Below are 25,003 nucleotides of genomic sequence, written 5' to 3' on the forward strand. Positions count from 1 at the left end.
ATTGTATCATGCGCGCCTTATTCTGTCACGACCCGGTGAAAAACTTTCTTTCCTTTTTTCAGCATCAGGCCGTCCCCGCCGAAGGCGGCGGAGTCAAACCGGGCGGCGGGGTCGGAGACCTTCTCGCCGTCGGCCTCCACACCTCCCTGCTCCACAAGACGGCGGGCCTCCTTTTTGGAGGGGGCCAAACCGCACTTCACCATCAGATCCAGCACGCCGATGGCCCCGTCGGAGAAATCCCAGGCAGTCAGGGCTGTGGTGGGCATGTTGGCTTTGTCCCCGCCGCTGGCGAAGAGGGCCCGGGCGGCGTCCTGCGCCTTCTGTGCCTCCTCTTCCCCGTGGACCAGCTTGGTCAGCTCAAAGGCCAGGATCTCCTTGGCGGTGTTGAGCTGCGCCCCCTCCCACTTGTCCATCTCGTCGATCTGCTCCAGCGGCAGGAAGGTGAGCATTCTGAGGCACTTCAAAACGTCGCCGTCGCCCACGTTGCGCCAGTACTGGTAGAAGTCGTAGGGAGAGGTCTTGTTGGGGTCCAGCCACACCGCGCCGGAGGCGGTCTTGCCCATCTTCTTTCCCTCGGAATTCAGCAGGAGAGTGATGGTCATGGCATAGGCGTCCTTACCCAGCTTGCGGCGGATAAGCTCGGTGCCGCCCAGCATGTTGGACCACTGGTCGTCGCCGCCGAACTGCATGTTGCAGCCCACGCTCTGGAACATGTGGTAGAAGTCGTAGGACTGCATGATCATATAGTTGAATTCCAGGAAGGAGAGCCCCTTCTCCATGCGCTGCTTGTAGCACTCGGCCCTGAGCATGTTGTTCACTGAGAAGCAGGCGCCCACCTCCCGTAGCAGATCCACGTAGTTGAGCTTCAAAAGCCAGTCGGCGTTGTTGAGCATCATGGCCTTGCCCTCGCCGAACTCGATGAAACGCTCCATCTGCTTTTTAAAGCAGTCGCAGTTGTGCTGGATGGTCTCGGGGGTCATCATGTTGCGCATGTCGGTGCGGCCGGAGGGATCGCCGATATAGCCGGTACCGCCTCCGATGAGGGCGATGGGCCGGTTGCCCGCCATCTGGAGCCGCTTCATCAGGCACAGAGCCATAAAGTGGCCCACGTGGAGAGAGTCGGCGGTGGGGTCAAAGCCGATATAAAAGGTGGCCTTGCCGGAGTTGATGAGCTCCTTGATCTCTTCCTCGTCGGTGACCTGGGCGATGAGCCCCCGGGCCTTCAGTTCGTCGTAGACAGTCATGTTGCGTTCTCCTTTTCTTTCTGGTTGTTCGCAGGGGGCATACAAAAAGCCCCCTGTCCCTGGGGACAGAGGGCGTCAATACGCGGTACCACCTCTGGTTCGCCGCCCCCTCACGGGAAGCGGCCTCAGGCCGTGCTGCACACGGCTGCGCGTTAACGGGCGTACCCGGCCTCCCCTACTGCGCACAGGCGGTTCGGAGGGCGGCTCAGAGGGGTATTCGTCCGTGCCCGCCCTCCCCCTCGCACCAAAATGGGGTCTCTCTGCCCGACGGGATCACGGCTTACTTTTCCTCATCATCGCTGTATGAAACATTATAATATGCCTTTTCCGGTTTGTCAACTCGGCAGCTTGACAAGCGTCCCTGATTTCCTTAGGATAAAAGAGACAAAAAAGGAGGAATTTTGATGCTGTTTATCTGTTACGCCAAATGCTCCACCTGTCAGAAGGCCAGGGCCTTTCTGGAGGGGAAGGGCGCGGCCTTTGAAACGCGGGAGATCAAGACCGACCGCCCCACTGTCCCGGAGCTGCGCGCTTGGCATGCCCTCTCGGGCCTCCCTCTTCGAAAGCTCTTCAACACAAGCGGTCTGCAGTACAAGGCCCTGGGGCTCAAGGACAAGCTGGACGCCATGACCGATGACGAGCAGTATGAGCTGCTGGCCTCCGACGGGATGCTGGTGCGCCGCCCCATTCTGGTGGGGGACGGCTTCGTTCTGTTCGGATTCCGGGAGGCGGACTGGGCCGAACGGTTCCCGTCATAAAAACCCATAAAGAGATTGCATTTTTTGACGGTGCAGGGTAAAATAACCTTTATGATGTAAAAAAGGAGCGTGTGTGCCATGCCGGAAGAGAACAAGCCAGTCATGGGCCAAAACTTTATTCACGATTTCATTGATGAGGACATCACCCAGGGCGGACAGTACGCGGGCATGAAGGTCCACACCCGGTTCCCGCCGGAGCCCAACGGATATCTTCATATTGGCCACGCCAAGGCCATTTTTATCGACTTCGGGACCGCTGAGAAATATGGCGGGCTCTGCAACCTGCGCATGGACGACACTAACCCCACCAAAGAGGACGTGGAGTATGTGGACGCCATTCAGGAGGACATCCACTGGCTGGGCTACGACTGGGGCGACCGCTTCTATTTTGCCTCCGACTACTTTGACAAGATGTACGAGTACGCCGTGGAGCTCATCAAAAAGGGCCTGGCCTACGTCTGTGAGCTGACCCCGGAGGAGTTCAAGGCCCATCGGGGCGACGTGGGCACCCCCGCCACCTCCCCCTGGCGGGACCGGCCGGTGGAGGAGTCTCTGGACCTCTTCGCCCGGATGAAGGCGGGCGAGTTCCCCAACGGCAAATACACCCTGCGGGCCAAGATCGACCTGGCCAGCGGCAACTTCAATATGCGAGACCCCGTGATTTACCGCATCAACCATATGCACCACCACCGCCAGGGCGACAAGTGGTGCATCTACCCCATGTACGACTTCGCCCACCCCCTGGAGGACGCCCTGGAGGGGATCACCCACTCCCTGTGCTCTCTGGAATTTGAGGATCACCGCCCCCTTTACGACTGGGTCATCGCCAACTGCCCGGTGCCCTCCAAACCCCGGCAGATCGAGTTTGCCCGCCTGGGCATCAACTACACCGTCATGAGCAAGCGCAAGCTCCGCCAGCTGGTGGAGGAGGGCAAGGTCTCCGGCTGGGACGATCCCCGGATGCCCACCCTCTGCGGCCTGCGCCGCCGGGGCTACACCCCCGCCGCCATCCGGGACTTCTCCGAGCGCAACGGTGTGACCAAGGCCGCCTCCGTGGTGGAGTTCGGCTTTCTGGAGCACTGCCTCCGGGAGGATCTGAACCGCACCGCCCGCCGGGTGATGGCGGTCCTTCGCCCGGTCAAGCTCACCGTCACCAACTACCCCGAGGGGCAGAGCGAGACCTTCGAGGTGGAGAACATCCCCGGCAACCCCGACGCCGGCACCCGTCCGCTCACCTTCTCCCGCACCGTCTGGGTGGAGGCCGAGGACTTTTTGGAGACGCCGGTGCCCAAGTACAAGCGGCTCTATCCCGGCGGACCCGAGTGCCGCCTGAAGGGGGCCTATCTCATCACCTGCACCGGCTGCGTCAAGGACGCCGGCGGCAACGTCACCGAGATTCTGGCCACCTACGACCCGGACAGCCGGGGCGGCGACCCCGTCGACGGCCGAAAGGTCAAGGGCGCCACCCTCCACTGGGTGGACGCCGCCACGGCGCTGGACGCCGAGGTACGGCTCTATGACAACCTTTTTGCCGACGAGGCCCCCGATGCCGGAGACAAGGACTTCATGGACTGCCTCAACCCCGGCTCTTTGGAGGTGCTCACCGGCTGCAAGGTGGAGGCCGGACTGAGCGATCCACGGGTGGAGGACCGGTTCCAGTTCATGCGCCAGGGCTATTTCTGCGCCGACAGCAGGGATTCCGCCCCCGGACACCTGGTGTTCAACCGGGCCGTCAGCCTGAAGGACAGCTTCAAGCCCGCTCTCTCCTGAAAGAGCAGGCAGAGAGGACTTTTGCAGAGGCTTATCCCGCTGGGGCGAGACTGCCGAACCGGGCAGATGCGCAACCATGTGCGGAGCAAATTCTTTAGACAAGATATCAATAGAGACGAGGGGGATCTTCTCATCATGTACAATTTCCGCAACGACTACTCCGAGGCCTGCCATCCGGCCGTGCTGGAGGCCCTGACTAAAATGAACGCCGAGAGCGTCATTGGCTACGGCTGCGACGACTACTGCAAGCAGTGCGCCGACCTCATCCGGGACCTGTGCAAGGCCCCTCATGCCGATGTGCAGTTCCTGGTAGGCGGCACCCAGACCAACTTCACCGCCATCGCCGCCTTCCTGCGCCCCTGGGAGAGCGTGATCTGCGCCCACACCGCCCACGTCAACGGCCATGAGGCCGGCGCCGTGGAGGCCACCGGCCACAAGCTGCTGCAGGCCCAGGCGGCCGGGGACGGCAAGCTCACTCCCGCCCACATCCTGCCTCTGGTGGAGGAGGGCAAAAACGAGCATGTGACCAAGCCCCGCCTGGTCTACATCTCCGACGCCACCGAGACCGGAGCGGTCTACACCAGAGCCGAGCTGGCTGCCCTGTCCCAGTGCTGCCGGGACAACGACCTGCTCCTCTTCCTGGACGGTGCGCGGCTGGGCTGCGCCCTCTCTTCCCCCGCCAGCGACCTGACCCTCCCCGACCTGGCCGCCCTCACCGACGCCTTCTACATCGGCGGCACCAAGAACGGCGCCATGATGGGCGAGGCGCTGGTCATTGTGAACCCGGCGCTTCAGGACGACTTCTTCCGCATGAAGAAGCAGCAGGGCGCGGTGCTGGCCAAGGGTTGGCTGCTGGGTGTACAGTTCTACACGCTGTTGAAGGATGGGCTCTACTTCACCATCGCCGGCCACGCCGTGGAGGTCGCCCAGCGGCTGCAGAGCGGACTGAAAGAGCTGGGGATCCCCATGATGGTGGACTCCCCCACCAATCAGATCTTCCCCGTGTTCCCCGACCGGCTCCTCCCGGAGCTGGGCAAGCTCTGTACTTACGAAGTCTGGTCCAAAGCTGACGACACCCACACCAACGTCCGCTTCGTCACCTCTTTCGCCACCCCCGCAGAAAGCGTGGAGGGAATCCTCTCCGGGCTGAAGCCGCTTCTCTAAGCGGGGAGACAGAATATGAGGGACCTTCAGAATCAGATCCCCAATCTGCTCTACCGGATCGCCCAGTTTTTGGAGATCCTTGTGGGCATCATCCTGGTGGCAGCCACCTGCGTGGCACTCCTGGCCGTGGTCCGGGAGGTGGGTGCTCTATGGGACGCCGACGGCAGCGCCGCAGCATTCCACGAGTTCCTGGGCAACGCCTTCAGTGTTGTCATCGGCGTGGAATTCCTTAAAATGCTCTGCCGGCACAACATGAGCTCGGTGGTGGAAGTGGTCCTCTTTGCCACGGCCCGGCAGATGGTGGTAGAGCACACCAACCCCACCGAAACTCTGGTTATGGTCCTTGCCCTTGCCATTCTGTTTCTCATCCGCAAGTATCTCTTCATCCCCGGCCTGGACGATAAGGACCACACGGTCCATCTCCCCTTCAGCCGTCGGGAAGAGCAGGAGGGGCAAACCGTTCGCTGAATGGACAAAATGAGGCCCCGGAACAAAAGTTCCGGGGCCTTTTCTTTTATGCCTTGTCGTTGCTGCCCAGGACGTTGACGATCTTGTCCTTGACCAGCTCCTTGATATAGTCCCGGCCGTCGGCCAGGTACTGGCGGGGATCGAAGTGGTCGGGATGGGCGTCAAAGTGCTCCCGGATCCCGGCGGTCATGGCTAGACGCAGGTCGGAGTCGATGTTGATCTTGCACACTGCCATACGGGCCGCCTGACGAAGCTGATCCTCCGGTACGCCGATGGCACCGGGCATCTTCCCGCCGTGGTCGTTGATGATCTTCACAAAGCGCGCAGGCACGGAGGAAGAGCCGTGGAGCACGATGGGGAACCCGGGCAACCGCTTCTGGACCTCCTCCAGGATGTCGAAGCGCAGGTGGGGATCGGTGCCGGGCTTGAATTTGTAAGCACCGTGGCTGGTGCCAATGGCGATGGCCAGGGAGTCGCAGCCGCTCTTGGAGACGAACTCCTCCACTTCCTCAGGCCGGGTGTAGTGAGACTCCTCGGCGGAGACCTGTACGTCGTCCTCGATCCCGGCCAGCGCGCCCAGTTCGGCCTCCACCACCACGCCGTGGTCATGGGCATACTCCACCACCTGCTTGGTGATGGCGATATTCTCCGCGATGGGCTTAGAGCTTGCGTCGATCATGACAGAGGTAAAGCCGCCGTCGATGCAGTCCTTGCAGGACTGGAAGTCCGCACCGTGATCCAGGTGCAGCACAATGGGCAGGCCGGTGTCCTCCACGGCGGCCTCCACAAGCTTGCGCAGATAAACGGGCTTGGCATACTTCCGGGCCCCGGCGGAGGCCTGGAGGATGATGGGGGCCTTCACTTCGGCAGCCGCCTCGGTGATCCCCTGCACGATCTCCATGTTGTTGACGTTGAAGGCGCCGATGGCGTAACCTCCCTCATAGGCTTTTCGGAACATTTCAGTCGAAGTAACCAGTGGCATAACTCACAACTCCTTCTTTTCAATTATGCAAACTTCCGATTGTTAATCAGGCTGTCCGATCATCGTGCGCATCACGGTATATTTATCCTCATCGATGCCCTTTTTCATGCTGAGGGCCTCGGTGATGTCATAGTCCACATACAGGTCGTTCTGCATGCAGACCACCCGGTCGGTCTTTCCCGCGGCCAACAGCATCACGGCGGTGTAACCCATGTGGGTAGCAGTGACCCGGTCCCGGGCGGAGGGGACGCCGCCCCGCTGGATGTGGCCCAGGACGGTGACCCGGGTGTCCAGAGCGGTGGCCTCCTTGATCTTGGCGGCCACATCGTAGGAGCTGCCCACACCCTCGGCCACGATGACCATAAAGTGAGTGCGGCCGCTGAGTCGGGCCCGGCGGATGGGCTCCACCACGTCCTCCTCAAAATTCACCGGCTTTTCCGGGATGAGCACAGAGGTGGCGCCGCAGGCCAGGCCCACGTACAGGGCCAAATGCCCGGCCCTGTGCCCCATGACCTCCACCACAGAGCAACGCTCGTGGGACTGCATGGTGTCCTGGAGCTTGTCGATGCACTCCACGGCGGTGTTGCAAGCGGTGTCGTAGCCGATGGTATAGCTGGAGCAGGCGATGTCGTTGTCGATGGTTCCGGGCACGCCGATCACGTTGATCCCGTGCTCCGACAGGTCGTGGAGACCGCGGAAGGTGCCGTCGCCGCCGATGCCCACGATGCCGTCCAGGCCCAGCAGCTTGCAGGTGTTCACCGCCTTCTGGATACCGGCCTCCGTACGGAACTCCGTGCTGCGGGCGGAGTAGAGCATAGTCCCGCCCTGGCGGGTCAGGCCGCTGACCTTGGCGTAGTTGAGGACCTCGTCGTCGCCGTTGATGAGGCCGTTAAAGCCCCGGCGGATTCCCACGCACTCGATCCCCATATGAAAACAGGTCCGGGCCACCGCCCGGATGGCGGCGTTCATGCCGGGGGCGTCCCCTCCGCTGGTGAGGACTCCGATCCGACGCACTGCAGTACTCATAAATTCTCCTCCCAATTTTAAACAGTCAGTTCTGTATCTTTCCTGCCCAGAGCCTCCCGGTAGCGCTCCAGCACCGGCCGAATATCCTGATCGAGAAACTCGTCCACCTGCTGAGGGCAGCGGCCGATATACCGGGCGGCATCCAGATGTGCCTCGATCTCTTCCCGGGTCAGACCAAACATAGGCTCGGCGGCAATCAGGTCGATGAGGTTGTTGGGCAGTCCTTTGTCTTTCATAGTATGCCCCGCCTCCAGAGAAAGCTGACGGATCCTCTCGTGCAGGGCCTGACGGTCTCCTCCCTTTTTCACCGCGTCCATCATGATGTTCTCAGTAGCCATGAAGGGCAGTTCCTCGGAGACATGTCTGGCGATGACCTTCTCGTGGACCACCAGGCCGGAGGCCACGTTGGCGTAGATGTTCAGAATGGCATCCACCGCCAGGAAGGCCTCGGGCACCGACACCCGCTTGTTGGCCGAGTCATCCAGCGTCCGCTCAAACCACTGGGTGGCGGCGGTGACGGCGGGATTCATGGCGTCCGCCATCACATAGCGGGCCAGACCGCAGATGCGCTCGCAGCGCATGGGATTGCGTTTGTAGGGCATGGCCGAGGAGCCGATCTGATGGGCCTCGAAGGGCTCCTCCACCTCCTTGAGGTGACACAGCAGACGCAGGTCATTGGCAAATTTGCTGGCCGACTGGGCGATCCCCGAGAGGGTGGCGAGAATGGCGGCGTCGATCTTCCGGGAGTAGGTCTGTCCCGATACGGGGACCACCCGTTCGAACCCCATCTCGGCCGCGATCCTGCGGTCCAGGGCCCGAACCTTCTCGTGGTCGCCGTCAAAGAGCTCCAGGAAGCTGGCCTGGGTTCCGGTGGTGCCCTTGGAGCCCAGCAGCGCCATGTGCTCGATGCGGTAGTTCACCTCGTCCAGATCCAAGAGCAGATCGTTCATCCAAAGGGTGGCCCGCTTCCCCACCGTCACCAATTGTGCGGCCTGGAAGTGGGTGAAGCCCAGGGTGGGCAGGGCCTTGTACCGCCCGGCGAAGTCGGCCAGATAGGACAGGACCTTCACCAGCTTGTCCCGGAGGAGAACCAACCCCTCCCGCATCAGGATGATATCGGTGTTGTCCCCCACATAGCAGCTGGTGGCCCCCAGATGGATGATGGGCATGGCCTTGGGACACTGCTCGCCGTAGGCGTGGATATGGGCCATCACATCATGGCGCAGCTCCTTCTCCCACCGGGCGGCGGCGGCGTAATCCACCTCGTCGGCGTGGGCCTCCAGCTCGTCCACCTGCTCCTGCGTCACGGGCAGCCCCAGTTCCATCTCCCCCCGGGCCAAAGCCACCCAGAGCCGGTGCCAGGTGGTGAATTTCTTGTCGGGGGAAAAGAGATAAAGCATCTCGGCGCTGGCGTACCGGGAAGCCAGCGGGGTCTCGTAAATGTTTCTGTTCATCCGTTGCAGCCCTCACTTCTAAAATTTGTGTTTGCTGTATGGGCGTCACTCACTGCGCCAAAAAGCGCTCCAGCCGGTCCAGACCCTCTTTGATGTTTTCCATGGAGGCGGCGTAGGACCAGCGGACAAAGCCGGGGGCTCCGAAGCCCTCCCCTGGCACCACTGCCACCAGCCCCTGCTTGAGGAACGCGGTGGCAAAGTCCTCCGCACTCCCGATCTCAAACCCGCCGATGGTCCGGCCGATCTGCTTTTCCACGTTCATCATCACATAGAACGCACCCTCGGGGCGGATGCAGCCCACGTCGGGGATGGCGTTGATCCTAGCGACCATGTAGTCCCGCCGGGCCTGGAATGCCTCCCGCATGGAGCGGATCTGCTCCTGAGAGGCGGTGAGGGCGGTGAGCGCGGCCTTTTGGGAGACGGCGCAGGGAGAGCCTGTGGAGTGGCTGACGTAATTGGACATGACCCTGGCGATCTCCGGCTCGGCAAGGCCGTAGCCGATACGCCAGCCTGTCATGGCGTAGGACTTGGACACGCCGTTGATGAGGATCGTGCGGCGCTTGACCTCCTCCCCCAGGGCGGCCATGCAGGTAAAGTCCCTGCCGTCGTAAACCAGGCTTGAGTAGATCTCGTCGGACAAGATATAGAGGTCGTACCGGACGCACACCTCGGCCAGCGCCCGAAGCTGCCGGGCATCGTAGAGCATCCCGGTGGGGTTGGAGGGATTATTGAAGATGACGGCCTTGGTGCGGGGGGTGATAGCCTGCTCCAGCTTCTCCGGGGAGAGCTTGAACTGCTCAGACTCGGAAGCGTGAATCACCACGGGGATCCCACCCACCATGCGAATGAGCTCGTGGTAGCTGACCCAAGCCGGAGTGGGGAGAATGATCTCATCTCCCGGATCGACCAGGGCCCGGAGAGCCAGATAGACCACATGTTTGGCCCCGCTGGCCACCACCGCCTGACTGGGGGTGTAGGACACGCCGAAGTCGGCCTTGACCCGGTCGCAGGCCGCCTGCTTCAACTCCAAAGTACCGGATGCGGGAGTATACCGGGTGAAATTCTCCCGGATGGCCTGAAAAGCCGCCTCTTTGATATGGTCGGGCGTTGGAAAGTCGGGTTCACCGGCCGCAAAGCCGATCACATCCTGGCCTTCGGCTTTCATTTGCTTGAACAGGCTGTCGATCGCCATTGTTGTAGAGGCGCGTACGCCTCTGGCGATCCGGGAGAGTTCTTTCACCATTCATTCCTCCAACTCTGCTGGGGTTTAAACTGAGAATATTATAGGCGGCGACACCAAAAATTGCAAGTCCTCACCCCGGCTTTCTCCGTTATCACGCATCCCACGCCGAAAAAGGGTCTATTTTTCAGCCAAATGCCGCCAAACTGGCAGTGCCATTTCCTTTTGCGGAACAGTTGCGGCAAAAAACCGGCCCGTTTTCCAACGGGCCGGTTTTGAGTGATCAGGCTGCGGTCTTGGCGGCGCCCAGTCGGGCGCCGATGATCCGAACGATGACGGGGCTGACCACCACGTTCAGCAGCAGCTCCGCCACAAAGTTGACTCCCACCAGGACGGTGAGAACGTAGGTGGCGATATCCGCGCCGGCAGCGGTGGACCAAGCCACCAAAAAGTCGTGAAAGGGGAAAAACAGAGCCAGCAGAAAAATGCCGGTATTCACTGCAGGACAAACGATAGCAGCCAGGACAGTCCCCGCCATGCGGTTCTTTTTACCCGCCAGTGTGTACACTCCGCCGGCAGCCAGACCTGCCAGCGCACCCTTGCCCACACAGACCAGCGCGGTGAGCAGCGGGTTGGCGTTCCACATCAGGCTGCCGCCCATATCCCAGCCGGCGATGCAGGCAATGAGAACCACCACCCCGAACACACCGCCCAGATAGGCGCCCGCCTTGGGTCCGTACACGGCTGCGCCCACCACGATGGGGATGAGCACCAGCGAAATGGAAAACGGCCCGAATTTGATGAAGGAGCCCAATAGCTGGAGTACGACGATGATGGCTGTGAAAAGGGCAAGTCCGGTCAGAGTCTTGGTTTTCTGATTCATGGGAATATTACCTCCTGCTGCCGCTCCCCGATCCGGGGATGCAGCGCATCATATTTACCCACGGCGTGTTCACCGTTGAGCACAGAAAAGATCAGCCCCGGCGTCTGGATTCGGTATTTTTCTGATAGAGCAGATAAAGTCCGTCCAGAAGCAGGTCGGGATCACGGAGAATTTCACGGCGGCAATAGGGCACCACGTCGTCCGCGTAGCTGCCGGTGGCCACCACGGCGGCGGCGGGCTGCGTGGCCTCCTCCAGCCGGGCGATCATGCCGTCCACCAGGCTGGCGTTGCCGTAAAGAGCTCCGGCCCGCATGGCGTCCACGGTGTTGTGGCCCAGAATGGAAGACGGCTCGGCCAGCGAGATGTGGGGCAGTTCGGCGGCCTGCTTGGACAGAGCCTCCATTGCCACCCGCACCCCCGGCGCGATGACACAGCCTTCATAGACATTGCCCCGAAGTACGGAGAACGTGATGGCGGTCCCCATGTCCAGCACGATGACGGGAGACGGATACTTGGCGATGGCCCCCACGCTGCTGGCCACGATGTCGGCCCCCAGTTGAGCGTGCATGTCCGAACGGATATTGAGCCCGGTGCGGATGCCGGTGCCCACCACCATCGGCGCTTTTCCCATGAGCCGTTCCATGGCCCCCGCCATGGCCGCCGTCACCGGCGGGACCACACTGGCGATGATGCCGCCAGTGATCTGCCGGACGTCCACCTGATAGAGCTGAAAGATGGAAAAGAGCTGAATGGCATACTGATCCATAGTGGCGTGCCGGTCTGTGGAGAAGTTGGAGCGCATCACCAGCGTCCCCTGTTCATCGAACAGGGCCAGCAGCGTAATGGAGTTGCCGATATCCGCCGTCAGAACCACATTTCTCACCCCACTCCACAAATTTATACTCTTGTATAGTATAACACAACGGGTCAAAAATCAAGCATAAAAAAGGGGAGACGCATCTGCGTCTCCCCTTTTTGATCCAGCAATCAGAGATTACTGCTGCTCGCGCATACGAGCGAAGCACTCGCTGCAGTAAACAGGACGATCGGACTTGGGCTCGAAAGGAACCTTGGCCTCGCCGCCGCAGGCAGCGCAGGTAGCAGTGAAGTACTCGCGGGGGCCGCGGGCGGCCTGCTTGCGGGCGTCACGGCAAGCCTTGCAGCGCTGAGGCTCGTTCTGGAAGCCCCGCTCAGCGTAGAACTCCTGCTCACCGGCGGTGAACACGAACTCCTGGCCACATTCCTTGCATACAAGTGTCTTGTCTTCGTACATGATTTTACCCTCTCTTTGACTCGTTTGCCCAGGTCCGGATATATTCCGATTCGTGCTGGGACATTGTAATATTGCGTTCAGCTCATGCTGAAGTCGCCGGAAGAAAAGAATGGCGCAACCTTGCGCCGGACGCGTTGGACGGCATTGTCCACCGACTTGAGAGGCTTGCCCACCTGGGCGGCGATCTGAGCATAGGAGAGACCGTCGAAGTACAGATCCATGACCTGCCGTTCGAACCCGGAAAGCTTGCCCATCAGGGCGTTCATCCGGTTTTCCCGCTCTTCCCTGCCAATGACCACATCCTCCGGGCTCTCCACACAGGGGTGGTCAGTGCCGTAGGCATAGGATTCAGAATTCCCGTCAAACAGAGGGGGTCCAAGGGAGACAGAACGATTTAGGGGCGTATGCTTGTCTCGTGCCGCAGCTTTGATGGCGGAACGAAGCCGATTGCGGATACAGACCTCCGCATAGGTTCGGAAACCGGCTTCCTTGCCGGATTCAAACCCGCGGATGGCGGAGAGCAGTCCGATCATTCCCTCCTGGATCAGATCCTCGCTGTCGCCGCCGGCCATGAAATAAGGCCGGGCGCAAGCGCGCACCAAACGGGTGTATCGCGTGACCAGTTGCTCCTCCGCCACACGTTCTCCCGCCGCGGCCAGAGCACACAGCGCTTCATCCGAGAGTTTCTGAAAGGAAGGATTCAGCTCCATTCCAAATCTCCTTTGTTATTATACGCAGAAAAACACAAACTTGTCAAGATAATTTTATGCAGTTTATTTCCAGAAGGGAAAAGAAATCAAAGGTTTTTTATGATATTTGCCAATTTTTCTGCAAAGGCAATGGCGTTTGTCTCCTCGGTGGCCTCCACCATCACCCGGACGAGAGGCTCGGTACCGGAGGGGCGCACCAGTACACGCCCGTCCTCCCCCAGCTCCGTCTCCACCTGGGCCACCGCCCCCCGCAGAGACTCGGAGGCCATGATCTCGGTCTTTTTCTCCTTGTTTGACACCGGCACGTTCACCAGCACCTGGGGATAGCGCACGCACATCCCCGCCAGCTCGGAGGACTTTTTGCCGGACTTGTGAACCACGGCCAGAAGCTGCAGAGCGGTAAGCTCCCCGTCTCCGGTGGTGGCGTAGCGGCGGAAGATGGTGTGTCCGGACTGCTCACCCCCCAGGACAAAACCGCCCGCCTCCATCTGCTCCAGCACGTTGCGGTCCCCCACGTCGGTGCACAGCAGCTTCAATCCCCTGTCCCGGGCGAAGAGCCGCAGGCCCAGATTGCTCATCACGGTGGCCACCAGGGTCTCCCCCGCCAGTTCGCCCCGCTCCAGCAGGCTGCTGCCGCAGATGGCCAGCACCTGGTCGCCGTCGATGTCGCTGCCGGTGTCGTCCACCGCCAGACAGCGGTCGGCGTCGCCGTCGAAGGCGATGCCCAGATCGTATCCCCCCGCCTTCACCATGGCGGCCAGGTGGTCGATGTGGGTGGAGCCGCAGTCCCGGTTGATGTTGATGCCGTTTGGATCGGCGTTGATGATGTCGGTGTGGAGCTTGGGGAACCGGTCGAAGAGCCGCCCGGCGGTGGCCGAGGCCGCGCCGTTGGCACAGTCCACCAGAATGCGCATCCCGGCCAGGTCGGTGTCCACGGTGCTCACCAGGTGATCGATGTAGGCCTCCGCCTCCTGCTGGTCGGCGTAGGTCACTTGCCCGATGTCCGCGCCGGTGCACAAGGGGGATTTCTGATTGAAGAGAACGATGTCCTCAATGGCGTTCTCCAGCGCATCGGAGAGCTTGAAGCCCTGACCGTTGAAAATCTTGATGCCGTTGTGCTCAAAGGGGTTGTGGGAAGCGGAAATCACGATGCCCGCGTCCGCCTTGTTGGCCACGGTGAGGAAGGCCACGGCAGGGGTGGGGATGACGCCCAGGTGGAGCACGTCTGCCCCCGCGGAGCAAAGTCCTGCGATGAGCGCGCCCTCCAGAAGGTCAGAGGAGATGCGGGTATCCTTGCCAATGGTGAACAGGGGCTTGGTCTTTCCCGTATCCTGCGCCAGGACCTGGGCTGCGGCGCAGCCTACCTCGAAGGCCAGCTCGGCGTTCAGGTTCTCGTTGACGACACCGCGGATGCCGTCGGTTCCAAACAGTTTACCCATATTTGAGGTTCCTTTCCGTCAGGTCATATTCTGGTTTCAGAGGGTCAGCTGCTCGCCGCCCAGAAAAGCGATGCCAAGGTGTTCGTAGGCCTTGGGCGTCACGCACCGGCCCCGGGGGGTACGGGTGAGGAAGCCCAGCTGCATGAGGTACGGCTCATACACATCCTCCAGGGTGACGGCCTCTTCGTTGATGGTGGCGGCCAGCGTCTCCAGCCCCACCGGGCCGCCCCGGTAATTTTCAATGATGCTGCCCAGCATCCGGCGATCCACCGCATCCAGGCCCAGGTGATCCACCTCCAGGGCGGACAGGGCCTCGTCGGCCACGCCCCGGGTGATGACTCCACCGGCCCGGACCTGGGCAAAGTCCCGGACCCGACGGAGCATCCGGTTGGCGATCCGGGGCGTTCCCCGGCTCCGCCGGGCGATCTCCATGGCGCCGTCCCCTTCGATGGGCACATTCAAAATGGCGGCGGAGCGGGTAACGATCTTTTGCAGCTCCTCCGGGGTGTAGAGCTCCAGCCGGAGGGTAACGCCGAACCGGTCCCGGAGGGGTGCTGAGAGCTGCCCGGCCCGGGTTGTGGCTCCGATGAGGGTGAATTTGGGCAGATCCAGCCGGATGGAATTGGCCGACGGGCCCTTGCCGATGATGATGTCGATGGCGTAGTCCTCCATGGCGGGATAGAGGATCTCCTCCACCTGACGGTTGAGCCGGTGGATCTCATCCACGAAGAGGATGTCGTTCTCGGCCAGGTTGGTCAGCAGGGCCGCCAGATCCCCAGGCTTTTCGATGGCGGGGCCGGAGGTGATGCGGATGTTGACCCCCATCTCGTTGGCAATGATGCCGGCCAGCGTGGTCTTGCCCAGCCCCGGGGGGCCGTGGAGCAGCACGTGGTCCAGCGGCTCATTGCGCATTTTCGCGGCCTGGATAAAGACGTCCAGATTCCCCTTGGCCTTTTCCTGGCCGATGTATTCCGTGAGTGCCTGGGGCCGCAGAGAGCCCTCGTTTTCGTCGTCCCGGGTCAGCGTGGTGGCCACCAGGGGTTCTTCCGTCTCGAAGCCGCTGTCGGAAAAATCGATGCTCACCCGTCCCACCTCGTTTCTGTCTGATACGCCTGGACAAGTTCCACCAAGGTGTCCAGAAAAGTCTCTTCTCCAAAGGTGTTCATCTTAAGAAAGATTGCCTGACTGCCCCCCGAGGTAATGCCTGAAAGGAACAGCTCCTCCCCCTCCCCCATCAGCGTCATGGAAAGGCTTACCCGGTTGCCGCCCAGGAAGCTGTATCGCTCATAGACCCGGACGGCACAGCGAAAATTCCCGGATTCATAGTCGCTGCCGTCCTCATAGGAGGCCGACATGCTCCCCGCCAGGATCCCCTGCTCCAATCGGTCCAAAACCGCATCAAAATCGCCGTGCAGGCGGCTTTCGTACTTTGCCATTATTTCACCATCTTTTTCAGGGCCTGCTTGATGACCTGTTCCAGGGTGAGGCTGTCCAGATCGATCCCCTTGAGGGCCGCGGCGGTCTCGCTCTGGCTGTACCCCAGCACCGCCAGGGCCGCCGCGGCCTCGCTGGACTTGTTCTCCGGGATGACGGTCACGCCGGCGCCGCCGTAAGCCTCCCCCGCCATGCCGCTCAGCTGGCCCTTGGCCAGCTTGTCCTTGAGCTCCAGAATGATCCGCTGGGCGATCTTCTTGCCGATGCCGGGGGCCACGGTGAGGGTCTTTTCATCCCCCGTGATGATGGCCAGTGCCAGCTGATCCGCTGTGGACGACGACAGGATGGACAGCGCCGCCTTGGGCCCCACGCCGGACACCCCGATGAGCATTTTAAAGCAGCCAAGCTCGGACTCCGTGGCAAAGCCGTAGAGCTCCATGGCGTCCTCCCGGACGTTCAGATAGGTGTAAAGCTTCGCCGCCTTCCCCCGCTCGAGAGCGGCCAGAGTGACGGAAGTCGTCCGGCAGGCGTAGCCCACCCCGCCGCAGTCGATGACGGCCAGATAGGGGGCCGTGTGGACCACCGTGCCGCTGACGTAATAATACATATTCTCTCTCCTATTCCTTTCGCACCGCGTATCGCCCGCAGCCCGGCCGCGCCGCGTCGGGGCTCTGGAGCCGGGAGGTGTTGGAGCGGGCGTGACACAGGGCGATGGCCACCGCGTCGGCGGCGTCGTCCGGCTTGGGGACGGCCTTCAGGCGCAGCAGGCGTTTTGTCATGTCCATGACCTGCCGCTTCTCCGCCTTCCCGTACCCCACCACCGCCAGCTTTACCTCGGAGGGGCTGTACTCAAAGATGGGCACCCCCGCCCGCTCGGCGGCGGCAAGGATCACGCCCCGGGCCTGAGCCACGCCGATTCCGGTGGTGATGTTGTTATTAAAAAAGAGTTCCTCCACCGCCATGGCGTCCGGCCGGAAGGTCTCCAGTAGCTGGGCCATATCGTTCTCGATCTGGAGGAGCCGCGCGGGCAGCGGCTGGCCCGCCGGGGTGGTGATGGCACCGCAGGACAGCAGCCTCTGCTGTCCCGGTTCAGAGCGGAGCACGCCGAAGCCCACGATGGCAAAACCGGGGTCGATCCCCAGAATAATCACGTGCCTTCTCCCCTTTAGCCGCAGATAAATATATTTTATCATTTCTTTCCTCCGGGCGCAACCCAAAGGTTGGACAAACACCCCCCGACACAGGCTTCTCTTCCTGTGTCGGGGGGTGTTGAACAGATTTGATCAGGCGTGGATCATGGTGCCGCTCTCCCCCTTCATGGCGAGGGGAGCCTTTTCCAGCGAGGCGATGACTGCCCGCCGTCCCGGGCCGGACTGGGCGAAGGAGATGGCGGCCTGCACCTTGGGCAGCATGGAGCCGGGGGCAAAGTGGCCCTCGTCGCAGTAGCGCTTGGCCTCCTCCACCGTCAGCTCGGCCAGATCCTCCTGCTGGGGCGTGCCGTAGCGGATGGCCACCCGGTCCACGGCGGTGAGGATGAAGAGATAGTCCGCGCCCACCAGCTCGGCCAGCTTGGCCGAGGCGAAATCCTTATCAATGACAGCGGGGACGGTCACATAGTCCCCGTTGCCCTTCTTCACCACCGGCACACCGCCGCCGCCGCAGGCAATGACAATAAACTCATGGTCCAGCAGATTCAGGATGGACTCCTTCTCCACGATGTCCACCGGCTTGGGCGAAGCCACCATCTGCCGCCAGCCCCGCCCGGCGTCCTCGGCGTAGACTGCACTGGGATCTGCCTTCATCCGAGCCCGGGCGGTCTGCTCGTCGTAGAATGCGCCGATGGGCTTGGTGGGCTTCTGGAAAGCGGGATCCTTCTCATCCACCACCACCTGCGTCACCACCGTGGCGGCGTACCATGGCATGCCCCCTTTCCGCACTTCCCGCAAAATGGCGTTTTGCAGGTGGGCGCCGATATAACCCTGGCTCATGGCGGTGCACTCGGGCAGTGCCATGGAGGCCACCTTGTCCCCGGCGGCCGAGGCGCTGTCAAAGGCCAGTTTGATCATCCCCACCTGGGGGCCGTTTCCGTGGCTGACGATGATCTCATGACCCTGCTTGATGAGTCCCACCAGGGAGGGAGCCGCCTCGCTCAGCCGTTCCATCTGCTCAGCCGGGGTATTTCCCAAGGCGTTTCCGCCAAGGGCGATCACGATTCTTGACATCTTCCCACCCCCTGCTTCAGCGCTTGGGGTCAGGCTGCTGCTGGGTGATGCAGTGGATGTTGCCGCCTCCGAAGGCCACCTCTTTGGTCATCACTCCCACCACCTTCCGGTCTGGGAACATCTCCTGAACCTGCTGGACGGCCAGAGCATCGTTGGCGTCGCCGTACTGTGGAAGAATGATGGCGCCGTTGATGATGAGGAAGTTCATATAGGAGGCAATGCTGATCTCCCCGTTCTCCCGGGGGATGGTGCCCTCCACAGCGTCGATGGTCTCCGCCCCTTCCAGCAGGCAGGGCTTTTCCGTCAGGCAGAGCTTGTGGATCTTCAGCTTCCGGCCCTTGGCATCGGTGGCCTCGGAGAGGGTCTTGTAGGCCTCCTGTGCCTCCCGATAGAATGGGTTCGACGGGTCCTCCGTCCAGATGCAGGCCACCTCGCCGGGGGCCACAAAGCAGGCCACGTCGTCGATGTGGCCGTTGGTCTCGTCGGGGTCGATGCCGTCCTTGATCCAGATGACCTTCTCGCAGTTGAGGTAGTCACAGAGCATCTGCTCGATCTCCGTCTTGCTCATGTGGGGGTTTCTGCCCTCGGAGAGCAGACACATCTCGGTGGTCATCACCGTACCCTCGCCATCCACATGGATGGAGCCGCCCTCCAGCACAAAGCCCTCGGTGCGGTAGGAGTCCACCCCCTCGATCTCGCAGACCTTCCGGGCGATCTGGTCGTCATTGGCCCAAGGGAAATAGAGTCCGTCCACCAGGCCGCCCCAGGCGTTGAATTCCCAGTCCACCGCCCGCAGGCCGCCCTTGTCGTTAATGAGGAAAGTGGGACCGCAGTCCCGGACCCAGGCGTCGTCATTCACCATCTCGATCACCCGAATTTTTTCGGGCAGGCGGGCCCGGGCGTTCTGGTACTGGGCGGGCGAGACCAGCACCGTCATGTCCTCAAACTCCGCGATGGCCTTGGCCACCTCGGCAAAGACCGCCTGAGCAGGCTTCGCGCCTCCCCGCCAGTTGTCGTTGCGCTCGGGCCAGATCATCCATGCGCCGGTCTGCTTCTCATACTCTGCCGGCATCCGGTAGCCGTCCTGCTTGGGCGTAGTGCCAATGATACGTTTTGCCATAATCAAACCTCCTGAAATGGTTAATTTGCGTGTTTCTTTCCGCCCCGCAGGGCGATCAAAATCTCTCCCAGCGCCAGGAAAATGAGGGAGCCGATGAGGATGGGGGCCTTCTCCGACACCTCTTCCGCCGTCAGGGGCACGCCGGTGAACAGGATCGAAATGACAATGAGCACCATGGGCACCCATGCCAGCACCGCCAGCCAGCCGTCCCCGCCGGGGACCCGGAAGGGCCGGGGTGTATCCGGGTCAATCTTTCTCAGCCGCAGGAAGGCCGGAAACACTGGCAGATAGCTCAGCAGGAACATGACCAGATTGAGGGCAAAGAAGCTCCAGAAGAGTGAGGAATCCGGGAAAAACAGGTCCATGAAAACGCCCAGCAGGCACACCAGAGAGGCCACGATGCCGCTCATGACCGCAGATCCGACGGGCATGTCGTTTTTGGACCAGCGCCGGGTAAAAACCCGGGGCATGTCCCCGTTGTCGGCGGCATAGGCAGCTGTGGAGTTGACGCCCATGGACCAGGAGATCATGTTGCCGAACAGGGTGACAAGGAAGAGCAGGGCCACGCCGCCGATGAGCAGGCCGCCCGTCTGCCCGCTGATGAGAGCCACGGCGTCAATGAGCCCGGAGTCGCTGCTGATCTCGGCGGTGGGGATGGCCGCTCCAATGCCGAAGCCGGAGAACAGATAGATGGCGGCAATGACAATTCCGCCCGCCACAATGGCCTGGGGAATCTGCTTTTTGGGATCGCTCATACTGTCGGAGTAGGTGCACACGATCTCAAAGCCCAGGAAGTTGAAGATGATGACCGAGATAAAAGAGAGACTTCTCAGGTCAAAGGAGGGCAGGAACGTGCGGGGAGCCATGTTGTTGACAAAGCCGTTGCGGATGACGTACCACACGCCCATCACACCCACCAGAATGGCCAAAAACACCTTGATGACGGCGGCGATATTGAGGATCATGATGTTGTCGCACACCGGGTAGCAGGCGATGAGAGTCACCAGCCACACAAAGGCCAGCTCAATGACAATGGCAGCGAAGGGTCCCATCTCCCAGCCGGTGATGAGAGTGATGAGTCCGGGGCACATCACCGCCAGAGAGGCCATCCACAGGGGGAAGTTGACCCAGTAGTACCAGGAGGCGCGGGCGCCCCACTTGGTGCCGGGAAACGCCTTGTTGATCCAGTCGTAGAGCCCGCCGTCCCCCTGATAGGTGGTGCCCAGCTCGGAGGCGATGAGGCCGTAGGGCACCAGGAAGGCGATCATCATAAAGATCCACCAGAAATACTGGCTGTTGCCCAGGGCGGCCACCGGGGCGGCGGCCTCGGCCACAAAGACCACGCAGATGACCGACAGGATCACGTCGGTCAGGCGGAATTTTTTCTTGTCCATTTTGTCAGCTCTTTTCTATGCCGCCCCGCGCCCTTCCGGCTGCGGGGCCCGGCATCTAAAATCTAGACTCAGCGGCAGTAAATACGCTCGGCCAGGAAGGCATCCAGCTCTTCCTTGGCCGCGGCGATCTGAAGCTCGCTGTGCCCCTTACGGCAGCGGGTGAAATAGACCAGCAGGCCGCGCATGGCGGTCAGGCGGTTGCCGGCTTCCTCCCAGCACAGGGAGGAAGCGGAGTCGGCCACCTCGTCGGTGACGTCCTCACCCCGGGTGGCGGGGAGGCAGTGCATGAATTTGCAGCCAATGTTGCCCAGCTGCATCAGGTCCCGGTTGACCTGATAGTCGTGGAACACCCGTACACGCTCCTCCTTGGGGGTCTCATTTTCGTAGAGGCCGTACCAGACGTCGGTGTAGATGAAGTCGGCGCCCCGGACGCTGGAGCGGTCGTCGGTGACCTCCCAGGTGCCGCCGGAGAGCTTGCAGTTTGCCTCCAGAATGGCCTTGTGCTCCTCATTGAGCTGATTGCTCTTAGGGCCGTAGTGGACGAAGTGCATCCCCAGCTTGGTGGTGATAAAGCCCAGAGAGGCGCACACCTGGGTGCCGTCGCCCACGAACACGACCTTGCACTCCTCGGGCTTCTTGCCCCGGGGCAGGTTTTCAAAGATGGTGCACATGTCGCCGATCTCCTGGGTGGGGTGGTTGTAGTCGGACATGCCGTTGAGAACAGGGACAGAGCAGGCGTTGGCCAGCTCCACAATGGTCTTGTGGTCGATGACGCGGGCCATCACCACATCCACCAGGTGGGAGAGCACCTTGCCCGTGTCTCCGATTGTCTCGTGGCCGCCCAGCTGGATCATGCCCGGTCCCAGATACTGGGCGTGGCCGCCCAACTGGCTCATGGCCGTCTCAAAGGATACACGGGTACGGGTGGAGGACTGCTGAAAGATCATAGCCAGGTTCATATCCTTCATGAGGGGAGGATAATAGCCCGCCTTGATGGCCTTCTTGATCTCCAGAGACAGGCCGATCATGTCCAGCAGCTCTTCCCGGGTGAAATCGTTGGTATCGATAAAGTCCTTTTTATACATGTGATTTCCTCCAAAAAATTACTTGTAAATAGAAAATTTTTCTTCTTGCTTTTTCTTCCTGCCTTGTGTATCCTATTACGGAATACAAACGAACGGAGGAATGAGCGTGCGACATTTGATCAGTCCCATGGACCTTTCGGTGGAAGAGACCGACCGGCTCCTGGCGTTGGCAGACCGCATCATAGACGATCCCAAGGCGTTTTCCCATAAGTGTGACGGAAAGAAGATCGCAACCTTATTTTTTGAACCCAGTACCCGCACCCGTTTGAGTTTTGAGGCAGCAATGCTGGAACTCGGGGGCGGCGTATTGGGTTTTTCTTCGGCCGATTCCTCTTCGGCCTCCAAAGGTGAGACGGTGGCGGACACCGCCCGGGTGGTCTCCTGCTATGCCGACATCATCGCCATGCGCCATCCCAAGGAGGGCGCCGCCACGGTGGCGGCCGCCAAGGCCACGGTCCCAGTTATCAACGCCGGCGACGGCGGACATCACCACCCCACCCAGACCCTCACCGATCTATTGACCATCCACCGGCTGAAGGGCCGCCTGGATCACATGACGGTGGGTCTGTGCGGCGATCTGAAGTTCGGACGCACCGTCCATTCCCTCATCAAGGCCATGTGCCGCTATACCGGCGTCCGCTTCCTGCTGGTGAGCCCCCCGGAGCTCCGGGTGCCCGACTACATCCGGGACGACCTTGTCGCCGGCGGTTTCGACTTCCAGGAGGTGGAGCGTCTGGAGGAGGCCATCGGAGAGATGGATGTGCTCTACATGACTCGGGTGCAGCGGGAGCGGTTCTTCAACGAGGAGGATTACATCCGCCTGCGGGACAGCTACATCCTCAACAACGGGAAGATGGCGCTGGCCAAAGAGGACATGATCGTCCTCCACCCCCTCCCCCGGGTCAACGAGATCGCCCCCGAGGTGGACGACGATCCCCGGGCCCGGTATTTCCAGCAGGTGCTGTTCGGCAAATACGTCCGCATGGCCCTCATTCTGACCCTTTTGGAGGTGGAATAAGATGAACGTAGACAGCGTAGAGCGTGGGCTGGTCATCGACCACATTGAGGCCGGCCGGAGCATGGAGATCTATAAGGTCCTGGGTCTGGACAGGCTGGACTGCTGCGTAGCCATCATTAAAAACGCCCGCAGCGGCAAGACGGGCCGCAAGGACATCATGAAGATCGAGGACCGGATCGACCTCGATCTGGACGCCCTGGGGTTCATCGACCCCAACATCACCGTCAACATCATCGACGGCGGCCGGATCGTGGAGAAAAAACAGCTCAAGCTGCCCGCCACCGTCACCGACATCATCCGCTGCACCAATCCCCGCTGCATCACCTCCGTGGAGCAGGAACTGCCCCATGTGTTTCACCTGGCGGACCGCGAGCGGGGTCTATACCGCTGCGCGTACTGCGACCAGGTCCATGACCGGAACAAGCACAGCTGAATCCCCGTTCCGAAGTAGGATAACCAGCTTCTTTCCCCTCTATCCGAAATTGGGAAAAACATGTCTGCTCCAGATGCGAAACTGGGGCTGAATAAAAACGGTTTCGTAAAAAAGGACAAGGAATTGCTGTTTTGCGCAATTCCTCGTCCTTTTTATTTTTAATCGGCATCTTTTTCGGTTTCCGTTTTTTTCGGATCCTCCTCTGCGTCTATCTGCGCCTCTTCGGCTTTTTCAGCATCCTCCATGCCATCAAATTTTTCTTCTTTTAAATTTTTTCGGTCATCTGCCGGGGCCTCCTGGACTCTTAAAATTTCCATCCGGGTGGAATCATTGCAAAGCATCTTCTCCAGCGGCTGCAGTTTCGTTTCATCCCATAGGCCACACGGTGCATCTTGATCCAGCTCTTTCCCGGCAATATAATGCCCCAGGGACAGGGCAAGGTTGGACTAGATGAGGTCCATGCGGTAAGCCCCCCATATGACAGCCGAAAGAACCAGGGCGGCGGCCAGCCCAAGCAGCAGAAAGTCCACCGTCTGCATTGGGAAACGGCTGTTCAGAAGGGCGTCCAAAAATGCCTGCAGATAATCAGACATTGTCCTATTTCCTTCCTTAACTATAAAATTTTTTTAAAACAGCCCGGGAACTTCCGAACTTGCTGGGGGGCTTCCACGTCAGATTGCACTGTACCAAAACCTCCTGGATCCGTCGGAACAAAAATCGGTCAAATTTGACCTCTAAAATTGTTTGGTCGGAAGGAAACGTCTTTTTGCAATTCAACTGGGGACGGAACAGGTCAAAGCAAAGGTTACAACAGCGCAAATTGTTGTCCAGGGTGATGCGGGTATTGAAGCCGGGGTGCGTATTGGGCAGTGTCTGTAAAACAGCATTGCGCAGAGATTGACGAAGCAGTGCGACCGAGCGACTGAAAGCCGAAAACCAAATGGAATGGGTACGGTAGATGAACGCTTGCAAGGCACAGGCAGAAGAAACTGTGAAAATGGAATTGATTTACGATTGAGCGAGGAAGTCCGGGCAGAAAAACTGTTCAGACTTTTCTCATATCTTGCCAAAGTTGTGGTAGAATTGTTCACTGGTTTTATGGTATAATTTGCACAAGTAAAGAGAACGACAAGCCGGAATTTATAGAGGCGAGCATAGTATATGAGTGATTGGTTTACCGTTGAAGAAATTGATTCCCAAACATTTGCGATTAGTGAATATAAGCATTGGGAAGAAACGCACTGCTATCTGTTATGTGGTCAGGAAAGTGCAGTCCTCATTGATACCGGTTTGGGCGTTTCCAACATTAGAAAAATCGTAGATTCCTTAACAAGATTGCCCATTATGGCGGTTACAACTCATATTCACTGGGATCATATCGGCGGTCATAAATATTTTGATAATATTGCCGTACATGAGAAGGAAATGGATTGGCTATCCGTCAAGTTCCCCATACCGCTGCAAGTTGTTAAGAATAATCTGACAAAGGTTCCATGTAATTTTCCGACAGAGTTTAATATTGATGCTTATCAGATTTTTCGGGGTGAGCCGCAAAGGATTCTGCACGATGGCGATTGGTTGGATTTGGGCGGGCGGAAAATTCAGGTTATCCACACGCCGGGACACTCTCCCGGACACTGTTGCTTTTATGAACCGGGGCGAAAATACCTGTATTCCGGTGATTTGATTTACAAGGGATGCCTTTACGCCTTTTATCCAACCACTGATCCGCAGCTTTTCTATCACTCTGTAAAACGAGTGCAGAAATACAGAATAGAAAAGATTATGCCTGGTCATCACGAGCTGAACATTCCTGTTTCATTGATAAACGAAATCGAAGCTGGATTTGCACAATTAGTGAGAAACGGACAACTCAAACAAGGAAACGGACTGTTTGAGTTCAGAGAATTTCAAATTCAAATCTGAATGACAACTTCTGATTTGTC

General features: G+C 60.0%; 28 protein-coding genes and 1 pseudogene. 8 read left to right on the forward strand and 21 right to left on the reverse strand.

Annotated features, from left to right (window positions below):
- Nucleotides 1-17: 17 nt before the first annotated feature.
- Nucleotides 18-1,244 carry a tyrosine--tRNA ligase gene (gene tyrS / locus ACQRD3_RS04150; protein WP_080908394.1) on the reverse strand — a complete coding sequence of 409 codons (1,227 nt, stop codon included), beginning with the start codon at nucleotides 1,242-1,244 and terminating at the stop codon, nucleotides 18-20.
- A 404-nt stretch (nucleotides 1,245-1,648) separates the two neighbouring features.
- Here tyrS and ACQRD3_RS04155 point away from each other — a divergent pair, with 404 nt between their 5' ends.
- The 4 genes from ACQRD3_RS04155 (at nucleotide 1,649) to ACQRD3_RS04170 (ending at nucleotide 5,404) form a co-directional block, all read left to right on the forward strand.
- Nucleotides 1,649-2,002, forward strand: coding sequence for an arsenate reductase family protein (locus ACQRD3_RS04155; RefSeq protein ID WP_080908395.1), 354 nt, complete (start codon nucleotides 1,649-1,651; stop codon nucleotides 2,000-2,002).
- A gap of 78 nt (nucleotides 2,003-2,080) precedes the next feature.
- Nucleotides 2,081-3,772, forward strand: a complete 1,692-nt coding sequence (locus ACQRD3_RS04160) for a glutamine--tRNA ligase/YqeY domain fusion protein (protein ID WP_427780040.1) — start codon at nucleotides 2,081-2,083, stop codon at nucleotides 3,770-3,772.
- A gap of 135 nt (nucleotides 3,773-3,907) precedes the next feature.
- The gene (locus ACQRD3_RS04165; RefSeq protein WP_080908397.1) at nucleotides 3,908-4,936 is read left to right on the forward strand and encodes an aminotransferase class I/II-fold pyridoxal phosphate-dependent enzyme; all 1,029 of its coding nucleotides are present in this window, start codon (nucleotides 3,908-3,910) and stop codon (nucleotides 4,934-4,936) included.
- Between the two features lie 15 nt (nucleotides 4,937-4,951).
- Nucleotides 4,952-5,404 carry a phosphate-starvation-inducible PsiE family protein gene (locus ACQRD3_RS04170; protein ID WP_080908398.1) on the forward strand — a complete coding sequence of 151 codons (453 nt, stop codon included), beginning with the start codon at nucleotides 4,952-4,954 and terminating at the stop codon, nucleotides 5,402-5,404.
- 46 nt (nucleotides 5,405-5,450) lie between these two features.
- On the opposite strand, the gene fba is transcribed toward ACQRD3_RS04170, so the two are convergent.
- The 17 genes from fba to ptcA form a co-directional block, all read right to left on the reverse strand.
- Nucleotides 5,451-6,386: a class II fructose-1,6-bisphosphate aldolase gene (gene fba, locus ACQRD3_RS04175; RefSeq protein ID WP_080908399.1), complete on the reverse strand. Its 936-nt coding sequence runs from the start codon at nucleotides 6,384-6,386 to the stop codon at nucleotides 5,451-5,453.
- Between the two features lie 42 nt (nucleotides 6,387-6,428).
- Nucleotides 6,429-7,412, reverse strand: coding sequence for an ATP-dependent 6-phosphofructokinase (locus ACQRD3_RS04180; RefSeq protein WP_427780043.1), 984 nt, complete (start codon nucleotides 7,410-7,412; stop codon nucleotides 6,429-6,431).
- A 17-nt stretch (nucleotides 7,413-7,429) separates the two neighbouring features.
- The gene (purB, locus tag ACQRD3_RS04185; RefSeq protein WP_080908401.1) at nucleotides 7,430-8,866 is read right to left on the reverse strand and encodes an adenylosuccinate lyase; all 1,437 of its coding nucleotides are present in this window, start codon (nucleotides 8,864-8,866) and stop codon (nucleotides 7,430-7,432) included.
- Between the two features lie 49 nt (nucleotides 8,867-8,915).
- Nucleotides 8,916-10,058, reverse strand: a complete 1,143-nt coding sequence (locus ACQRD3_RS04190) for a pyridoxal phosphate-dependent aminotransferase (protein WP_427780046.1) — start codon at nucleotides 10,056-10,058, stop codon at nucleotides 8,916-8,918.
- Between the two features lie 271 nt (nucleotides 10,059-10,329).
- Nucleotides 10,330-10,929 (reverse strand): ECF transporter S component, encoded by a 600-nt coding sequence (locus ACQRD3_RS04195; protein WP_080908402.1) that lies wholly within the window; start codon nucleotides 10,927-10,929, stop codon nucleotides 10,330-10,332.
- 91 nt (nucleotides 10,930-11,020) lie between these two features.
- A complete protein-coding gene (locus tag ACQRD3_RS04200; protein ID WP_427780048.1) occupies nucleotides 11,021-11,812 on the reverse strand; it encodes a type III pantothenate kinase in 792 nt (263 codons plus the stop codon).
- 111 nt (nucleotides 11,813-11,923) lie between these two features.
- Nucleotides 11,924-12,202: a zinc-ribbon domain containing protein gene (locus tag ACQRD3_RS04205; protein WP_080908404.1), complete on the reverse strand. Its 279-nt coding sequence runs from the start codon at nucleotides 12,200-12,202 to the stop codon at nucleotides 11,924-11,926.
- 77 nt (nucleotides 12,203-12,279) lie between these two features.
- Nucleotides 12,280-12,912 (reverse strand): sigma-70 family RNA polymerase sigma factor, encoded by a 633-nt coding sequence (locus ACQRD3_RS04210; RefSeq protein ID WP_080908405.1) that lies wholly within the window; start codon nucleotides 12,910-12,912, stop codon nucleotides 12,280-12,282.
- A gap of 86 nt (nucleotides 12,913-12,998) precedes the next feature.
- Nucleotides 12,999-14,351: a phosphoglucosamine mutase gene (glmM, locus tag ACQRD3_RS04215; protein ID WP_427780051.1), complete on the reverse strand. Its 1,353-nt coding sequence runs from the start codon at nucleotides 14,349-14,351 to the stop codon at nucleotides 12,999-13,001.
- Between the two features lie 36 nt (nucleotides 14,352-14,387).
- The gene (gene ruvB, locus ACQRD3_RS04220; protein WP_080908407.1) at nucleotides 14,388-15,434 is read right to left on the reverse strand and encodes a Holliday junction branch migration DNA helicase RuvB; all 1,047 of its coding nucleotides are present in this window, start codon (nucleotides 15,432-15,434) and stop codon (nucleotides 14,388-14,390) included.
- Nucleotides 15,431-15,787, reverse strand: coding sequence for a DUF6054 family protein (locus ACQRD3_RS04225; RefSeq protein ID WP_080908408.1), 357 nt, complete (start codon nucleotides 15,785-15,787; stop codon nucleotides 15,431-15,433). The genes ruvB and ACQRD3_RS04225 overlap by 4 nt, the downstream gene beginning before the upstream one ends.
- A complete protein-coding gene (gene ruvA, locus ACQRD3_RS04230) occupies nucleotides 15,787-16,392 on the reverse strand; it encodes a Holliday junction branch migration protein RuvA (RefSeq protein WP_427780054.1) in 606 nt (201 codons plus the stop codon). The genes ACQRD3_RS04225 and ruvA overlap by 1 nt, the downstream gene beginning before the upstream one ends.
- Nucleotides 16,393-16,402: 10 nt before the next feature.
- Nucleotides 16,403-16,936 (reverse strand): crossover junction endodeoxyribonuclease RuvC, encoded by a 534-nt coding sequence (ruvC, locus tag ACQRD3_RS04235; RefSeq protein ID WP_080908800.1) that lies wholly within the window; start codon nucleotides 16,934-16,936, stop codon nucleotides 16,403-16,405.
- 132 nt (nucleotides 16,937-17,068) lie between these two features.
- On the reverse strand, nucleotides 17,069-18,007 hold the full coding sequence (gene arcC / locus ACQRD3_RS04240) for a carbamate kinase (protein ID WP_427780056.1): 939 nt from the start codon (nucleotides 18,005-18,007) through the stop codon (nucleotides 17,069-17,071).
- A gap of 16 nt (nucleotides 18,008-18,023) precedes the next feature.
- The gene (gene aguA, locus ACQRD3_RS04245; RefSeq protein WP_080908411.1) at nucleotides 18,024-19,127 is read right to left on the reverse strand and encodes an agmatine deiminase; all 1,104 of its coding nucleotides are present in this window, start codon (nucleotides 19,125-19,127) and stop codon (nucleotides 18,024-18,026) included.
- 20 nt (nucleotides 19,128-19,147) lie between these two features.
- Nucleotides 19,148-20,521 (reverse strand): APC family permease, encoded by a 1,374-nt coding sequence (locus ACQRD3_RS04250; RefSeq protein ID WP_427780058.1) that lies wholly within the window; start codon nucleotides 20,519-20,521, stop codon nucleotides 19,148-19,150.
- Between the two features lie 68 nt (nucleotides 20,522-20,589).
- The gene (gene ptcA, locus ACQRD3_RS04255) at nucleotides 20,590-21,606 is read right to left on the reverse strand and encodes a putrescine carbamoyltransferase (RefSeq protein ID WP_427780060.1); all 1,017 of its coding nucleotides are present in this window, start codon (nucleotides 21,604-21,606) and stop codon (nucleotides 20,590-20,592) included.
- Between the two features lie 106 nt (nucleotides 21,607-21,712).
- On the opposite strand from ptcA, the gene pyrB reads away from it, so the two are divergent.
- Entirely contained in the window at nucleotides 21,713-22,624 is a 912-nt protein-coding gene (pyrB, locus tag ACQRD3_RS04260; RefSeq protein WP_080908414.1) for an aspartate carbamoyltransferase, read from the forward strand.
- A gap of 1 nt (nucleotide 22,625) precedes the next feature.
- A complete protein-coding gene (locus ACQRD3_RS04265; RefSeq protein WP_080908415.1) occupies nucleotides 22,626-23,057 on the forward strand; it encodes an aspartate carbamoyltransferase regulatory subunit in 432 nt (143 codons plus the stop codon).
- 158 nt (nucleotides 23,058-23,215) lie between these two features.
- On the opposite strand, the gene ACQRD3_RS04270 is transcribed toward ACQRD3_RS04265, so the two are convergent.
- The 3 genes from ACQRD3_RS04270 to ACQRD3_RS04280 form a co-directional block, all read right to left on the reverse strand.
- Entirely contained in the window at nucleotides 23,216-23,374 is a 159-nt protein-coding gene (locus tag ACQRD3_RS04270) for a hypothetical protein (protein WP_158083002.1), read from the reverse strand.
- Between the two features lie 129 nt (nucleotides 23,375-23,503).
- Nucleotides 23,504-23,650, reverse strand: coding sequence for a hypothetical protein (locus tag ACQRD3_RS04275; RefSeq protein WP_158083003.1), 147 nt, complete (start codon nucleotides 23,648-23,650; stop codon nucleotides 23,504-23,506).
- A 16-nt stretch (nucleotides 23,651-23,666) separates the two neighbouring features.
- On the reverse strand, nucleotides 23,667-23,999 hold the full coding sequence (locus ACQRD3_RS04280) for a VTC domain-containing protein (protein WP_427780072.1): 333 nt from the start codon (nucleotides 23,997-23,999) through the stop codon (nucleotides 23,667-23,669).
- On the opposite strand from ACQRD3_RS04280, the pseudogene ACQRD3_RS04285 reads away from it, so the two are divergent.
- Nucleotides 23,959-24,075, forward strand: a pseudogene (locus ACQRD3_RS04285) (TnpV protein); the annotation flags it as partial. The gene ACQRD3_RS04280 and the pseudogene ACQRD3_RS04285 sit on opposite strands and share 41 nt — an antisense overlap.
- A gap of 143 nt (nucleotides 24,076-24,218) precedes the next feature.
- On the forward strand, nucleotides 24,219-24,983 hold the full coding sequence (locus tag ACQRD3_RS04290; RefSeq protein WP_080908416.1) for an MBL fold metallo-hydrolase: 765 nt from the start codon (nucleotides 24,219-24,221) through the stop codon (nucleotides 24,981-24,983).
- Nucleotides 24,984-25,003: the final 20 nt, after the last annotated feature.

The organism is Candidatus Pseudoscillospira sp. SGI.172, assembly GCF_050313575.1.
GTDB lineage: Bacteria > Bacillota > Clostridia > Oscillospirales > Oscillospiraceae > Vermiculatibacterium.